Source organism: Massilia sp. TSP1-1-2 (genome assembly GCF_049896185.1).
In the GTDB taxonomy this organism is placed as follows: Bacteria; Pseudomonadota; Gammaproteobacteria; order Burkholderiales; family Burkholderiaceae_D; genus Telluria_A.
Window position 1 is genome coordinate 302,949 of the sequence record NZ_JAFCTU010000001.1, and the last position, 13,855, is coordinate 316,803.

General features: G+C 64.8%; 15 protein-coding genes. 14 read left to right on the forward strand and 1 reads right to left on the reverse strand.

From position 1 onward, the window contains the following. Positions 1–15 precede the first annotated feature (15 nt). From ACP7BV_RS01380 to ACP7BV_RS01445, 14 genes are all read left to right on the forward strand, one after another. Positions 16–642 (forward strand): NF038129 family PEP-CTERM protein, encoded by a 627-nt coding sequence (locus ACP7BV_RS01380; RefSeq protein WP_426100722.1) that lies wholly within the window; start codon positions 16–18, stop codon positions 640–642. 260 nt (positions 643–902) lie between these two features. Continuing rightward, a complete protein-coding gene (gene phoB, locus ACP7BV_RS01385; RefSeq protein ID WP_426100724.1) occupies positions 903–1,628 on the forward strand; it encodes a phosphate regulon transcriptional regulator PhoB in 726 nt (241 codons plus the stop codon). Further along, a complete protein-coding gene (locus tag ACP7BV_RS01390; RefSeq protein WP_426100726.1) occupies positions 1,625–2,425 on the forward strand; it encodes a LuxR C-terminal-related transcriptional regulator in 801 nt (266 codons plus the stop codon). Before phoB ends, ACP7BV_RS01390 begins: the two co-directional genes overlap by 4 nt. A gap of 126 nt (positions 2,426–2,551) precedes the next feature. Next, positions 2,552–2,995 (forward strand): type II secretion system major pseudopilin GspG, encoded by a 444-nt coding sequence (gspG, locus tag ACP7BV_RS01395; protein ID WP_426100728.1) that lies wholly within the window; start codon positions 2,552–2,554, stop codon positions 2,993–2,995. A 47-nt stretch (positions 2,996–3,042) separates the two neighbouring features. Continuing rightward, positions 3,043–4,230, forward strand: coding sequence for a type II secretion system F family protein (locus ACP7BV_RS01400; protein ID WP_426100730.1), 1,188 nt, complete (start codon positions 3,043–3,045; stop codon positions 4,228–4,230). Next, positions 4,227–5,915, forward strand: a complete 1,689-nt coding sequence (locus ACP7BV_RS01405) for a GspE/PulE family protein (protein WP_426100732.1) — start codon at positions 4,227–4,229, stop codon at positions 5,913–5,915. Before ACP7BV_RS01400 ends, ACP7BV_RS01405 begins: the two co-directional genes overlap by 4 nt. A gap of 16 nt (positions 5,916–5,931) precedes the next feature. Then, on the forward strand, positions 5,932–6,711 hold the full coding sequence (locus tag ACP7BV_RS01410) for a hypothetical protein (protein ID WP_426100734.1): 780 nt from the start codon (positions 5,932–5,934) through the stop codon (positions 6,709–6,711). Further along, positions 6,708–7,253 carry a PilN domain-containing protein gene (locus ACP7BV_RS01415; protein WP_426100736.1) on the forward strand — a complete coding sequence of 182 codons (546 nt, stop codon included), beginning with the start codon at positions 6,708–6,710 and terminating at the stop codon, positions 7,251–7,253. The genes ACP7BV_RS01410 and ACP7BV_RS01415 overlap by 4 nt, the downstream gene beginning before the upstream one ends. After that, the gene (locus tag ACP7BV_RS01420) at positions 7,250–7,816 is read left to right on the forward strand and encodes a hypothetical protein (protein WP_426100738.1); all 567 of its coding nucleotides are present in this window, start codon (positions 7,250–7,252) and stop codon (positions 7,814–7,816) included. The genes ACP7BV_RS01415 and ACP7BV_RS01420 overlap by 4 nt, the downstream gene beginning before the upstream one ends. Further along, positions 7,813–8,373 (forward strand): hypothetical protein, encoded by a 561-nt coding sequence (locus tag ACP7BV_RS01425; protein WP_426100740.1) that lies wholly within the window; start codon positions 7,813–7,815, stop codon positions 8,371–8,373. Before ACP7BV_RS01420 ends, ACP7BV_RS01425 begins: the two co-directional genes overlap by 4 nt. Positions 8,374–8,402: 29 nt before the next feature. Further along, positions 8,403–10,436, forward strand: coding sequence for a secretin N-terminal domain-containing protein (locus tag ACP7BV_RS01430; RefSeq protein WP_426100742.1), 2,034 nt, complete (start codon positions 8,403–8,405; stop codon positions 10,434–10,436). Between the two features lie 2 nt (positions 10,437–10,438). Next, complete coding sequence (locus ACP7BV_RS01435; RefSeq protein ID WP_426100744.1) at positions 10,439–10,915, forward strand: type II secretion system protein; 477 nt, start codon at positions 10,439–10,441, stop codon at positions 10,913–10,915. 2 nt (positions 10,916–10,917) lie between these two features. Further along, positions 10,918–11,325 (forward strand): type II secretion system protein, encoded by a 408-nt coding sequence (locus ACP7BV_RS01440; protein ID WP_426100746.1) that lies wholly within the window; start codon positions 10,918–10,920, stop codon positions 11,323–11,325. Between the two features lies 1 nt (position 11,326). Continuing rightward, positions 11,327–12,154, forward strand: coding sequence for a type II secretion system protein (locus ACP7BV_RS01445; RefSeq protein WP_426100748.1), 828 nt, complete (start codon positions 11,327–11,329; stop codon positions 12,152–12,154). A gap of 22 nt (positions 12,155–12,176) precedes the next feature. Here ACP7BV_RS01445 and murJ read toward each other — a convergent pair whose 3' ends face one another. Continuing rightward, on the reverse strand, positions 12,177–13,736 hold the full coding sequence (gene murJ, locus ACP7BV_RS01450; RefSeq protein ID WP_426100750.1) for a murein biosynthesis integral membrane protein MurJ: 1,560 nt from the start codon (positions 13,734–13,736) through the stop codon (positions 12,177–12,179). Positions 13,737–13,855: the final 119 nt, after the last annotated feature.

The following is a 13,855-nucleotide window of genomic DNA, read 5'->3' on the forward strand; positions in this document are numbered from 1 at the left end:
CAAGGAACCATGACCATGTTTAACTTTGCAAGCTTCGCCCGCCAGGCACTACTGGCTGCCACCCTGGCGCTGAGCAGCGCCGCCGCGTTGGCAGGTCCCAGCTACCTGGTGACGATCCATACGGGCAACGTCGATGCCGAAGCCGGCTTGATGGACTTCAATTTCTATACCACCAATGACGCCATCGGCGGTACTGCCAGCTTGTCGAACTTCAGCGGCGCCTTCGGCGCCGAGTACGACCGCGCCGGCAGCGCCGACGGCAGCGTTGCCGACACGCTCACCTTCACCCCGGGCTTGACGTCGAACTACCTGACCCAAAACGTGCTCTTCGGCGGCGACTTTTCGTTCAACGTGACGTTTTCAGGCGACTATGAAACCGTGGCGGGCCTGTATGCGCCCACCTTCCAGGTCTCGCTGTACGACGCTTTCCTGGCCACGGAGTACGGCGTGGCCGTGCAGTTCGACCTGCTCCCGGCGCTCAATGCCGACGCCGCCGGCGTGCTGGTGACGATTAACGACCCATTGCTGGCCAGCGTCACCGAACTGGTGGCGTCGGACGTGCCCGAGCCGTCCGCCATGCTGATGATGCTCAGCACGCTGGCGCTGGCCGGTGTTGCACTGCGCCGCCGTCGCAGCCGCTAAGTCAGGGCCAGCCGTTCCGGGCGCCGCGCCCGACCTTGCATCAGACACATTTGTTCGGAAACGACAAGTGTGTCTTTTTTTTATCCTGGTACAGCACGCCTCAACAACAATGCTCCACCGTGCGCATAGAATGACGGGCGCGATTTAGTCGACATCTGTCTTAATACACAAACTAAATTGTATTAGCCATGGGTTCCCGGCTTCGGGCATAGTCATTTTAATATGCAATTTTGTGTGAGTATTCGTTTAGGATCGCAACAATGCCAGCCCACATACTCGTCGTCGACAGCGATTGCGCCGTCCAGCAAGTGATCCATTCGAACCTGAGCCGGGCCGGCCACGTCGTTGCCAGCAGCGTTGATGCCGAGTGCGCACTGCTGGCGCTGGGCGAGTGCCTGCCCGACCTGCTGCTGCTCGAGTGGGACTTGCCCGGCCAGTCGGGCGTCTCCTTGATCCGGCGACTGCGCGCTCAGCCGCGCACGCGCGACTTGCCAATCATCATGGTCAGCGCCCGCAGCGGCGAGCATGACAAGATCATGGCGCTCGAGTCCGGCGCCGACGATTACATTACCAAGCCCTTCGGCCCGCGCGAAATGATTGCCCGCATTGGCGCCTTGCTGCGCCGCCGCTCGCCCCACGCGGCCGCAGACACGGTGCAAATGGCCGGCCTGCGCCTCGACCCGAGCACCCACCGCGTCACGGCCGGCAACCAGCAGGTGGCGCTGGGCCGCGTGGAGTTTCGCCTGCTTAATTTTCTGATGCACCATCCAGAGCGCGTGCATACCCGTTCCCAACTGCTCGACCAGGTCTGGGGCGACCATGTTTTTCTGGGTGAGCGTACCGTGGACGCCCATGTCGGCCGCTTGCGCAGCGCGCTGCAGGCCACCGGCCACCAGGAACACATCGAAACCGTGCGCGGCAGCGGCTACCGCTTCGTGGCCTGGGGCACGCGCGCCGGACAACCCTGGCAAGCCGCCGCCGCGTGACAGCGCCCGTCATCCTCAGCAAGAGGGAGCAGGAGTACCTGCTGCGCATTATCGAGTCGTCCTTGCAGGTGGACGACCTGCGCCAGTTCTTTCTCTGGAGCCAAGGTCAGCTGCAAGCATTGCTGCCCCATCAACTGATGGTGTGTATGCAGTTTTCGGGCGCGGGCGTGCTGCAGCGCATTGAAGCCTTGCACGCCAGCGTGGAGGGGGAATCTGCGATCGCGCGTCTGTGCGATCCGCATGCCGGGCTGGCCGTGCGCCTGGCGCGCCATTGCAGCGCGCCAGGCGTCTTGCCTTGCATGGCGCAATTGCACGGGCACGGCCCCCTCGATCGAGCTGTTGCACCTTTCCAGGCCGAACTGGCCGACTGCGGCTACGCCAATGTGATCATCGACGGCAGCGGCCCGGTAGCCGGGGGCGCGACTGTGTTTGCGCTGTTCGGCCTGCCGATGCGCCCCGGCGCGCGCCATGCCTATTTTCTGGCCTTGCTGCTGCCGCAGTTGCACCTGGCGCTGGTCAGACTGGCCCGGCCGGGCAGCGCACTGGCCCGCACCACACCCGGCGCTGCGGGCCGGGCGCTGAGCGCGCGCGAGGCGCAAATCGTGCACTGGCTGCGCGCCGGCAAGCGCAACGACGAGATCGGCGCCATCCTGGGCCTGAGTGGCTTGACTGTGAAGAATCATTTGCAGCGGATCTACAAACTGTTGGGTGTGCGCAACCGTGTCGAAGCGGTCACCCGCTGCACCGATGCGGGCTTGCTGGCCAATGAAAGACTAGTCATTTCCGCTGGGACTTGAACATCGTTTTGTCTATTGCAGGACGGCAATGCAGCTCGCCGTCGGTCAGCCTAAACAGTAGTTGTGGGTATTGCAAAGGGTATGGTAGCCTTGCACGCCAAAATGAGCCATTGAGGAGTCGGTCGGATGTTTGCAACAAACCCAAGACACAGCACTGCGCGCAAGCACAACGCGGGCTTTACGCTGCTCGAATTACTGGTCGTTATCGTCATCATCGGCTTGCTGGCCGCCTATGTCGGTCCCAAATATTTTGCCCAACTGGGCAAGTCGGAAGTCACGGTCGCCAAGGCCCAGATCGAATCGTTTGAAAAGTCGCTCGACACCTACCGCCTCGACGTCGGGCGCTATCCGAGCACGGAGGAGGGCATGGCTGCGCTGATGGTCGCGCCTCCGGCCGCCGCCACCAAGTGGAACGGCCCGTACCTGAAAAAAGCGGTGCCGCTCGACCCGTGGGGCAACGCCTACGTGTACCGTTCGCCCGGCGCCAAGGCCGAGTACGAAATCGTTTCCACCGGCAAGGATGGCCAGCCGGGCGGTACTGGCGAAAACGCCGATATCGTCACCCAGTAAGCCGCATATTTCCTTGCGCACTTTTCCTTGAATCGGTAGAACGTTCCATGCAGTTTGCCGTCCGAACCTTGGCGCCCGATATGTCCATCGCGCGCATGACTGTTGACGCCCTCGACGAGGCCGATGCGCGCCGCCAGGTTGAGTCGCGCGGGCTGTTCGTCTCGCAGGTGGAACCGGTGCGCGCGGGCGGCCTGCGCAAAAGACGCGGCGGCGCACTGTCGCTGGTGCTGTTCAGCCAGGAGTTGCTGGCGCTGCTCACCGCCGGCCTGGGCATCGTCGAAGCGCTCGAAGCGCTGCTCGAAAAGGAAGCCTCCGAAAACACCCGCGGCGTGCTCGAACGCCTGCTGGGCGGCCTGCGCGAAGGCAAGCGTTTTTCCACCGTCCTGTCCGAACAGCCCGACCTGTTTCCCCCGCTGTATATCGGCATCGTGCGCGCGGCCGAAGGCACCAGCGACCTGCCGCGTTCGCTCTCGCGCTTCATCGATTACCAGCAGCGCATTGACATCGTGCGCAGCAAGATCGTCAGCGCCGCCATTTATCCCTGCATCCTGCTGCTCGTGGGCGGCGGCGTGAGCCTGTTCCTGATCACCTATGTAGTGCCCAAATTCGCCGAGGTCTACCAGGGCGCGGGGCGCGATCTGCCGTGGATGTCCAAGGTCATGCTCGGCTGGGGCCAGTTCGCCGGCGCCCACACCAGCATGCTGCTGGCGGGCCTGGGCAGCGTGGCCGCGCTGGGCGTGCTGGCCTGGCGCCACCTGACGCGCGACGGCGGCCTGGGCCGCCTGCTGGCGCGCCTGCCCGGCATTGGCGAGCGCGTTCGGATCTATGAACTGTCGCGCCTGTACCTGACGCTCGGCATGCTCTCCGAAGGCGGCATCACCATCGTGCACGCGATTGAAACGGTGCAGTCGATGGTCTCGGCCACGGTGCGCGCCTCGCTGGTTGCCGCGCGCGCCGACATCGAAGCGGGCCAGCCCTTGTCGACCGCCTTCGAAGCGCACCAGCTGACCACCCCGATTTCGCTGCGCATGCTGCGCGTGGGCGAGCGCACCGGCGACATGGGCCCGATGCTGACCCAGTCAGCCGCGTTCTACGACGGCGAAATCAGCCGCTGGATCGACCGTTTTACGCGCACCTTCGAGCCGCTGCTGATGGCCGGCATCGGCCTGATCGTCGGCGCCATCGTGGTGCTGCTGTATATGCCCATTTTCGACCTTGCCGGAGACATGTCATGAGCCAGGCTTGCATGATCGACGCCGCTATGCTGGCGCGCGCGCGCGCCCAAAGCCTGCACACCCAGCGTCCCTTGATGGCCGAACTCGAAGTGCTGTGCGGGCTCGACGCGCGCCTGATCGTGCAGGAACTGGCGCTGCCCTTTGGCCTGTCGGTGATGGAAACGGCCGAAATGCTCAGCCAGTTGCCCGCCTTTGACCTGCTGCCGCTGGCGCACGCGCTGGCGCGCCACTGCGTGCTGCTGCGCGGCGCGGCGGGCGAACTGACCGGGGTGATTGCCGACCCGTTCGACCTGGACCTGCAAACCTGGCTCGAGACGCAGGCGCGCGCCGCGCCCAGCCATCCCTTGCGCCTGCGCCTGGCGCTGCAGTCCGACATCCAGGCCTACCTGTCCAAGCAGGAAGAGTCGGCGCGCGCGGTCGATACGCTGGTGGCGGGCGTCTCCGAAGGGCGGCGCGACGGCAAGACCGCCGCCGTGCTCTCGTTCGCGTCGGTGTCGGAAGCTGCCAGTCCCGCCGTCAAGCTGGTCAACTCGACCTTGTACGACGCCTTGAAAGCGGGCGCTTCCGACATTCACCTGGAAAGCACCGCCGGCGGGCTGGCCGTCAAGTACCGCGTGGACGGGGTGCTTGACCACGCAACCTCGGTCAACGGCATTGAAGTGGCCGAACATATCATTTCGCGCCTGAAGGTACTGGCCGAACTGGACATCGCCGAGCGGCGCGTGCCGCAGGATGGCAGCTTCCGGGTCGAGTCGGGTGGGCGCGAGATCGACCTGCGCGTGTCGATCATGCCGAGCATTCACGGCGAAGACGCCGTCATCCGGATCCTGGACAAGCGCGCCATGATCGAAGCGTACGGCGCGCTCACGCTCGAAGCGCTCGGCTTTGACGCCGCTTCCCTGGTGTCGCTGCGCACGCTGGCGCAAGAAGCTTACGGCATGCTGCTCGTGACCGGGCCCACCGGTTCGGGCAAGACCACCACGCTGTACGCGGCGCTGACCGAAATTCACAACGGGCGCGAAAAGATCATCACCATTGAAGACCCGGTCGAATACCAGCTGCCCGGCATTTTGCAAATTCCCGTCAACGAGAAAAAAGGCCTGACCTTTGCCAAGGGCTTGCGCTCGATCTTGCGCCACGACCCGGACAAGATCATGGTCGGCGAAATCCGCGACCGCGAGACGGCCGAAATTGCGGTGCAGTCGGCGCTTACGGGCCACCTGGTGCTCACCACCGTCCACGCCAACAATGTGTTCGACGTGTTTGGCCGCTTCACCCACATGGGCATCGATCCATATGCGTTCGTGTCGGCGTTAAACGGCATCTGGGCCCAGCGCCTGGTGCGCATGAACTGCCCGCACTGCGCCGCGCAGTACACGCCGAGCGACGCCGAACTTGCCGCCGTCAACCTGGAGCGCAATGAAGTGCAGGATTACCTTTTCATGCAGGGCAAGGGTTGCGGGGACTGCCGCGGCACCGGCTACAAGGGGCGCCGCTCGATTGCCGAGATCTTGACGCTGAACGATGAAATCCGCGAGCTGATCGTCGACAAGCGCCCGATCCGCCAGATCAAGCAGGCCGCCTACGAGAACGGCACGCGCAGCTTGCGCCTGGCTGCGCTCGACTTGGTCAAGCGCGGCGCCACCACGCTCACGGAGATTAAACGGGTGACACTGCATGCGTAAAAGTTTTGGACAATCCTTGCGCATCGGCGTATCCAGGCATGCGGTGGCGCTGGTCACGGCCAACCGCTTCGGCAAGGCGCGCGCGCAAGTGGTGGCCGAGCTGGCGCTGGGCCAGGGTGGGGTCGACGCCATCGGCGCTGCGCTGCGCCAGCTGCTGGCCGACGCCGGCTGCGCCAAGTGGAGCGCGACGGTCGTGCTGGCCGATGAACTGGCCCGCATCTGGCAAGTGGCGCCGCCCGTTGGCGCCGCCCGCCTGGCCGACCTGGAAGGGGCGGCCGCGCTGCGCTTCCAGTCGCTGTACGGCGAGAGCGCAGCCGGCTGGAAGCTGGCCGGCGGCTGGGACACCGAAAAGCCCTTCATCGCCTGCGCGCTGCCGCGCCAGCTGCTCGCCATGCTGGGCGCGGCGGCGGGCGAACAGCACGTCACGCTGGTGGAAATCGTGCCCCAGTTCGTCGCCGGCTGGAACCAGTACCGGCGCGCCCTGTTGCCCGGGGCCTGGTACGGCCTGGTGCAGGAAAATGTCCTCACGCTCGGCGCCATAGACGCCGGCCAGGTGCGCGCCGTGCGCGCCACCGCGCTGCCTGAGGGTGCTGGCATCGAGTGGCTCGGCCAGCATGTGGCGCGCGAAGCCTTGCGCTTGAATCTGCCGGTGCCGCAGCGGCTGCAGCTGTCCGGCCAGGCGCCTGCCATCTGGAACAATAGCAGCGGCGCGTTTGCGTGCTCGCTGCTGGCGCCGCAATCGAACCCTTCGCTGTCGCACGCGGCGCGCCTGGCAGCTACCGGAATTTGTTCATGAATCAGCTCCCCATCGACTTTGCGCCGCCGGGTTTGCGGCGTACTTTGCACCGCACCACCAGGCGCGCCTGGGTGCTGGGCGTGGTGGGCCTGACGCTTTGCGCGGTGGCGGGCGTGCTCGGTGGGCGCATGCTGGCGCGCCAGAAAGCGGACGACGCCATGCTGGAAGCGGCGCGCGTGCGCGCCAACGTGCCGGTGGTGGTCGCGGTGGCCAGCACGGGTCCGCGCGTGAGCGAGCAGCAGGCCGCCGTGGTCAACGCCGCCGTCATGCAGTTGAATTTGCCGTGGCGCGCGCTGCAGGACGCCATTGGCGCGGCCACGCCGCCGGCCATTGCCATGCTGGCGCTGGAGCCGGACGCGCGCAAGCGCAGCATGAAAATCACGGCCGAGGCCAAGAGCAGCGACGCGATGATCGACTACGTCGAAAAGCTCAAAGAGCAGGAGCTATTTGCCAACGTGGCCTTGACGCGCCACGAGATCAACGAACAGGACCCGGCGCGCCCGATCCGCTTCCAGATCGAAGCAGAATGGATCGCCCCATGAAGCCGATAAATTTTTCCGCGCTGGCCTTGCGCCTGCGCCTGGCCGCCACCGCCCTTGGCCCCGTGTTTTGTCTTGCCTGCGCGTTGATCGCGGTGGGCGCTGCGGCGCTGGCCTGGCTGCTGCCGCAGCGCGCGCTGCAGGCCGAACGCCACCGCAACGCGCTGCGCGTGGTGAGCATGCCGGCCGTTGCCAGCGCCGTGCTGCCGGTGGCCACCAGCGACCAGAATCTGGCACTGTTTTACGCCACGCTGGGCGAGCAGCGCTACGCCGAGCAGCAGGTCAAGACGCTGTTCGCGCTGGCCGGCAAGGCCAGCCTGTCGCTCAGCCAGGGCGAATACAAGAGCGCCTATGACCGGAACGCGAACCTGCACACTTACCAGGTCACGCTGCCGGTCAAGGGCACCTACGGCCAGGTCTGGTCGTTCGGCTTGATGGCGCTGCGTTCGATTCCCTACGCGTCGCTCGATGAATTGAGCTTCAAGCGCGAAAATATCGGCGACGCCCAGCTCGAAGCGCGCCTGCGCCTGACGCTGTATTTGTCCGACCAGGGAGGCGCGCGATGAATCCACGCCATATCGCCATGGGAGCGGCCTTGCTGGGCGCCGCGGCGCTGGTCGCTTTTGGCGACCGCAAGCCCGACAGCGGCGTGGCCGAAGCGGTCGAGCGCAAACCGGCCCGCGCCGACGCGACCGTGGCCGCCGTCGCCATTCCCCGGCGCGCGGCGCCCGGCGCTGCGGCCGACCCGGCCATTTTGCGCCTGACCCCGCGCGCCACCCTGATTGGCAACAGCGACGAGGCCATGGGCCCCGGCCAGGACGTGTTTGGCCGGCGCGACTGGACGCCGCCACCGCCGCCGCCGCCCAAGCAGGCCAGCAACGCCGCGCCGCCACCACCGCCGCCGCCCATGGCGCCGGCGCTGCCTTTCACCTATCTTGGCAAGGCCGCGTCCGCCGGCAGCTGGGAAGTATTTCTCGCCATTGGCGAGAAGACTTACATCGTGCGCGACAAGATGGTCATCGACGGCACTTACCGGGTTGACGCGATAGCACCGCCGACGCTGACGCTTACTTATCTGCCTTTGAACCAGGTTCAACAGCTTAACATTGGAGTACTCGACTGATGCCTAGTCACCTTTCTCGCCGCCTGTCCATGCCACTCCTGGCGCTGCTGCTTTCCGGCTGCGCCGCCCAGATGGCGTACCAAGAAGGGCAGACCCTGGTCGACCAGGACAAGATCGAAGCGGGCTTGCGCAAGTACCAGCAGGCGGTCGCTGCCGATCCGGGCAACCCCAAGTATCGCCTCGCCTTCCTGCGCACGCGCGACCGCAACGCCACGCGTTTGCTGGACCTGGCCGACCGCGCGCTGGCCAGTGGCAACGCCGAAGCGGCGCTGCAGCATTACCAGCGCGTGCTCTCGATCGACCCGGCCAACGAGCGCGCCCGGCTGGGCATGCGCGCCATCGAAGCCGATGTGCGCCACGCAAGCTTGCTGGACAGCGCCGAAGCGTCGTTTGCCAGCGGCGACTATGAGCAGGCGCGCGCCAGTGCGGCGGCGATCCTGACCGAGCGCCCCAACCATGAACAGGCGCGCAAGCTCCTGGTGCGCATCAATGAAAAGACGGCCGCCGCGCCGGTGGCGGAAACGGGCCTGGCCGCGGCCTACCGGCAGCCGATCAGCATCGAGTTTCGCGACGCGCCGCTCAAGCAAGTGTTTGAGGTCATCTCGCGCCGCTCGGGCTTGAACTTTTTGTTCGACAAGGACGTCAAAGCGGACCAGCGCACCACCATCATGCTGAAAAACAGCACCGTGGAGGCGGCCGTGCACTTTTTGCTCGTGACCAACCAGCTTGAGCAGCAAGTCATGGATGGCAATACCATCCTGGTGTATCCCAACGTAGCTGCCAAGCTCAAGGAATACCAGGAAATGACGATCAAGACTTTCTTCCTGGCCAATGCCGACGCCAAGTCGGTGGCCAATACCTTGAAGACCATTTTGAAGTCGCGCGACGTCGTGGTCGACGAAAAGTTGAACCTGGTGATCCTGCGCGACAGCCCGGAAGCGATCAAGCTGGCCACCAAGCTGGTGGCGCTGCAAGACATCGCCGAGCCGGAAGTGATGCTGGAAGTGGAGATCCTGGAAATCAAGCGCAGCCGCTTGATTGAACTGGGTATCGCCTGGCCGACCAGCATCGGCATTTCACCGATCATGCTGCCGGACGCCAACAACGTGGAGCAAAAGCTGACCATCGCGGCGCTGCGCCGCCTTAATAGCGGCAACCTTGGCGTGTCGGGCTTGTCGGCAACCATCAACGCCAACAAGAACGACATCGATTCGAACACGCTGGCCAATCCGCGCATTCGCGTGCGCAACAAGGAAAAGGCCAAGGTCGTCATCGGCGACAAGGTGCCCAACATTACCACTACCGTCTCGCCGGGCGCGAATGGTTTTGCATCCGAATCGGTCACCTATCTCGACGTCGGCCTGACGCTCAATGTCGAGCCGACCATTTACCTGAATAATGAAATCGCGATCCGCATCGGCCTGCAGGTGAGCAACTTGCTCGGTTCGACCACCACCAAGTCCGGCACCACCGCCTACCAGATCGGCACGCGCGAAGCGACCACGATGCTGCAGTTGAAAGATGGCGAGAACCAGGTGCTGGCCGGTTTGATCAATAACGAAGACCGCAGCAGCGGCAACAAGGTGCCAGGTCTTGGCGACTTGCCGATTTTGGGGCGCCTGTTCGGCAGCAACCGTGACGGCAATGAAAAGACGGAAATCGTGCTCTCGATCACGCCGCACCTGATTCGCAACATCCAGCGCCCTGCGGCGTCGGCGTCCGAATTTAGCGCCGGCACCGAAACGAGCTTCCGCCGCCGTCCGGATACCACGGTCAAGGCGCCGACGGTGTTGCCGGCCAGCCCGGCGCTGCGCCAGCCGGCGGCTCCTGCGCCGTACGTACCAGCGGTGCCAGCCGCGCCGCGCGCACAGACCGCGCCGGCGCGCCTGCCGCCGACGGCGCCCACGATCACGCCCTTGCCCGAGCCGGGAGTGGACACGCTGCCGGCCGCCGTGCCGGTTGCCGAGTCCGTGCCGGCTCAGCCGGTGCAAGTGACCGAACCGGCCCAGGAAAGCGCGGCGCCCGTGCAGCCGGCCGAATCCACCAACACCAAGAAGCAGTAGCCATGATGCAATGCCGCCGCGGCTTTACGCTGATCGAGTTGCTGGTCACGTTGACCATCCTCGCTCTGCTGGGCACGCTGGTGATTCCCGTCACGCAAGTGGCGGTGCAGCGCAAGCAGGAGCAAGAGTTGCGGCGCGCGCTGCGCGACATTCGCGGGGCCATCGACACTTACAAGAAGGCCTATGATGAAGGGCGCATCGCCCGTTCGCTCAATAGTACCGGCTACCCCAAGAGCCTGGACGTGCTGGTCGAGGGCGTGCCGGACTTGCGCAACCCCAAGCGCGCCAAGATTTTTTTCCTGCGCCGCATTCCGCGCGATCCGTTCAATGGCGACCCGCAGCTGGTAGCCGCCCAGACCTGGGGCAAGCGCAGCTATGCCAGCGAAGCGGCCGAACCGCAGGAGGGCGAAGACGTGTACGACGTGTATGCGATTTCCGAGCGGCTGGGCCTGAACGAAATACCGTACAGAAAATGGTAGACATGAGATTCCCGCCCGCCCAGGCACGCCGCGCCTGTCGCGGTCCCGCCGGCTTCACGCTCATTGAACTGTTGGTGGTGCTGGGCATCGTCGCGCTGCTGCTCACGCTGGCCGTGCCGCGTTATTTCCCCAGCGTCGACAAGGCCAAGGAAACTATCCTGGCCGACAACCTGCGCAATACGCGCGACGTGATCGACCAGTTCTATACCGACCGGGGACGCTACCCCGATTCGCTGGAACAACTGGTGGAAAAGAAGTATTTGCGCAGCCTGCCCGTCGATCCGATTACCGAAAGCGCGGCAACCTGGATCTTGATCGCGCCCGAGGACGCCACCAAGGGCGCGCTGTACAGCATCAAGAGCGGCGCCCCGGGGCTCGATCGCCACGGCAAGCCGTATTCCGAGTGGTGACATGAGGCCAGCCCAAGGAAGCTTGCCGTGCAAGGCAGGCTCGCGCGGCTTTACCTACATGGGATTGATGATCCTGCTCGCCATCATGGCACTGGTGGCGGCCGCGGGGCTCAAGATGGGAACGTTGCTGCAGCGTGCCGCGGCCGAAGAGGAATTGCTGGAAATCGGCGCTCAGTTCAGCGAAGCGCTGCGCAGTTATGCCGCCGCCACGCCCCCGGGCAAACCCACGCAGCCGCCTACGCTGCAAGACTTGCTCAAGGACCCGCGCTTTCCCAACACCCGCCGTCACCTGCGTAAAATCTTTGTTGACCCGGTCACCGGCAAGGCCGAGTGGGGCATCATTTATCTGGGCGACAAGGTCGGCGTGCTGGGCGTCTACAGCCTGTCGAATGCCAGGCCGCTCAAGGTGGCCAACTTCGACATCCGCTTCCTGAACATGGAAAACCGCGAAAAAATTTCGGACTGGAAGTTTTTGGTTGCCGGCGGCGATGGCGGTCTGGGTAGCGCCACAACGGTCACTCCGCCCAATTCGATGACCGGCGGCGCGCCAACGTCCTTGTTTCCTTCGGCTATCCCGGGCGGCGACTCTGGTGGCAAGTCGGGTGCTGCGCCGGGTGCTGTCACGGGCAAGGGCAATGAGCCACCGCCGCCCGTGCCCCTGCAAGAGAGCAAGGTGGAAGAACCCGTGCCCGAAGAAATGCCTCCCGCAGAAGCGCCGCCCGAGGAAGAAAAGTCGGAAGACGAGGAAGGCAGCGCCCGGCCGCTGGAGCCAGAGGCAGCAGTCGAGCCGTCAGCGATTGTGACACCGCCGCCTGCCAGGCGGCACTAGCAAGCAGGCCCCTAAGCCACCATTAGCGGCTGGTGCGCTTGAAGTCGCTTGGGCGAAATCCCAGCGCAAACAGTACCGCGAAATAGGCCACCGCCGCCGCCCCGATAATACCCAGCAGCACCGCAAGGCGTGCCATGCCGTGCAGGTGGACGCCGGGGCCGGTCCAGGTAAATTGCGCCGCCGCGTACCAGCACAGCGCGCCCATGGCGGCCACGGCCACCGTCAGCTTGGCGAAAAACAGCATCCAGCCCGGCTGCGGCACGAAAATGCCGCGCTTGTGCAGCAGAAAGTACAGGCAGCCGGCATTCAGGCAGGCGCCCATGCCCATCGACAGCGCCAGGCCGGCCACGCCGTGCAGCAAGGGCACGAACACCAGGTTCATCAGCTGCACGGCGACGATCACGCCGATGGCGATGCGCACCGGCGCCCGGTAATCCTGGCGCGCATAAAAGGCGGGCGTGAGCGTCTTGACCACGATGATGCCGATCAGCCCGGCGCTATACGCTACCAGCGGCGCGGCGGCGGAGTAGGTGGCCTTGGCATCAAAGGCGCCGTAATTGAACAGCGAAGCGATCAGCGGCACGGCCAGCGCGGCCAGGCCGGCGGCGGCCGGCAGGGCCAGCAGGAAGGTCAGGCGCAGGCCCCAGTTCAGCAGGCCGGAGTATTCCTGCATGTCGCCCTTGGCGTTGGCGCGCGACAAATTCGGCAGCAAGATGGTGCCCAGCGCGACGCCCAGCATCCCGGTGGGAAACTCCATCAGGCGGTCGGCCCAGGTCAGCGACGAAATCGCGCCCGGCCCCAGGCTGCCGGCAATGCTGGTATTGATCAGCAGGCTCACTTGCGCGGCCGACACGCCCAGCAGCGCCGGCGTCATTTTTCGCAGGATGCGGCGCACGCCGACGTTCTTGAGCGCGATCCACGGCTTGAAATGGATGCGGGGAAGCATGCCGATCTTGATCAGCGACGGGATCTGGACCCCGATCTGCAGCAGGCCGCCCACCATGACGGCAATGGCCATGGCGTAGATTGGGTGTTCGAGGTGATCCTTGAGGAAGAGGGCAGCGACGATGAACGACAGGTTCAGCAGCACGGGGGCAAACGCGGGAATCTTGTACTGCTGCCAGGTGTTCAGAATGCCGCCCGCCAGCGCCACGATGGACATGCAGGCGATGTACGGGAACATGAAGCGCGTCATCCAGATGGCGGCAACGGTGCTGTCCGGTGTGCGGTTTTCGGCGTCGATGAGCAGGTCGATCAGCAGCGGGGCGGCGATGATGCCGATGATGCTGACCACGATCGTGCTCCATAGCAGAAAGGTGGCGGCCTGATCGGCCAGCTCCTTGGTTTCCGCCTGGCCGTTCTTGTTCTTGTACTCGGAGAGCATCGGCACGAACGCTTGCGAGAAGGCGCCGTCGGCAAACAGGCGGCGCAGCATGTTGGGCAGGCGAAAGGCGACGTTGAACGCATCCATATAGACCGTCGAGCCAAAGGCGGCGGCGGTCAAGCTTTCGCGCACCAGGCCGGTGAGTCGGGACACCAGCGTCATGCTGGAAATGGCGGAGAGGGTCTTGAGCAAGTTCATGGGGCCGAATTATAGCTCGGCAAGAGTGGGGAAGAGCGTCATCGGGCCCGTCGCGGCGAACTATTGTTGATATAGGAATTGCCCTTGACCGTTTACTCCGCTATAATCGAAGGCTGTAC

What these genes read in the sequence shown, in the direction of transcription:
- ACP7BV_RS01380 (WP_426100722.1), top strand. Translation starts at nt 16, where the DNA reads ATGTTTAACTTTGCAAGCTTCGCCCGCCAGGCACTACTGGCTGCCACC.
- phoB (WP_426100724.1), top strand. Translation starts at nt 903, where the DNA reads ATGCCAGCCCACATACTCGTCGTCGACAGCGATTGCGCCGTCCAGCAA.
- gspG (WP_426100728.1), top strand. Translation starts at nt 2,552, where the DNA reads ATGTTTGCAACAAACCCAAGACACAGCACTGCGCGCAAGCACAACGCG.
- ACP7BV_RS01400 (WP_426100730.1), top strand. Translation starts at nt 3,043, where the DNA reads ATGCAGTTTGCCGTCCGAACCTTGGCGCCCGATATGTCCATCGCGCGC.
- ACP7BV_RS01405 (WP_426100732.1), top strand. Translation starts at nt 4,227, where the DNA reads ATGAGCCAGGCTTGCATGATCGACGCCGCTATGCTGGCGCGCGCGCGC.
- ACP7BV_RS01415 (WP_426100736.1), top strand. Translation starts at nt 6,708, where the DNA reads ATGAATCAGCTCCCCATCGACTTTGCGCCGCCGGGTTTGCGGCGTACT.
- ACP7BV_RS01420 (WP_426100738.1), top strand. Translation starts at nt 7,250, where the DNA reads ATGAAGCCGATAAATTTTTCCGCGCTGGCCTTGCGCCTGCGCCTGGCC.
- ACP7BV_RS01425 (WP_426100740.1), top strand. Translation starts at nt 7,813, where the DNA reads ATGAATCCACGCCATATCGCCATGGGAGCGGCCTTGCTGGGCGCCGCG.
- ACP7BV_RS01430 (WP_426100742.1), top strand. Translation starts at nt 8,403, where the DNA reads ATGCCACTCCTGGCGCTGCTGCTTTCCGGCTGCGCCGCCCAGATGGCG.
- ACP7BV_RS01435 (WP_426100744.1), top strand. Translation starts at nt 10,439, where the DNA reads ATGATGCAATGCCGCCGCGGCTTTACGCTGATCGAGTTGCTGGTCACG.
- ACP7BV_RS01440 (WP_426100746.1), top strand. Translation starts at nt 10,918, where the DNA reads ATGAGATTCCCGCCCGCCCAGGCACGCCGCGCCTGTCGCGGTCCCGCC.
- ACP7BV_RS01445 (WP_426100748.1), top strand. Translation starts at nt 11,327, where the DNA reads ATGAGGCCAGCCCAAGGAAGCTTGCCGTGCAAGGCAGGCTCGCGCGGC.
- murJ (WP_426100750.1), bottom strand. Translation starts at nt 13,736, where the DNA reads ATGAACTTGCTCAAGACCCTCTCCGCCATTTCCAGCATGACGCTGGTG.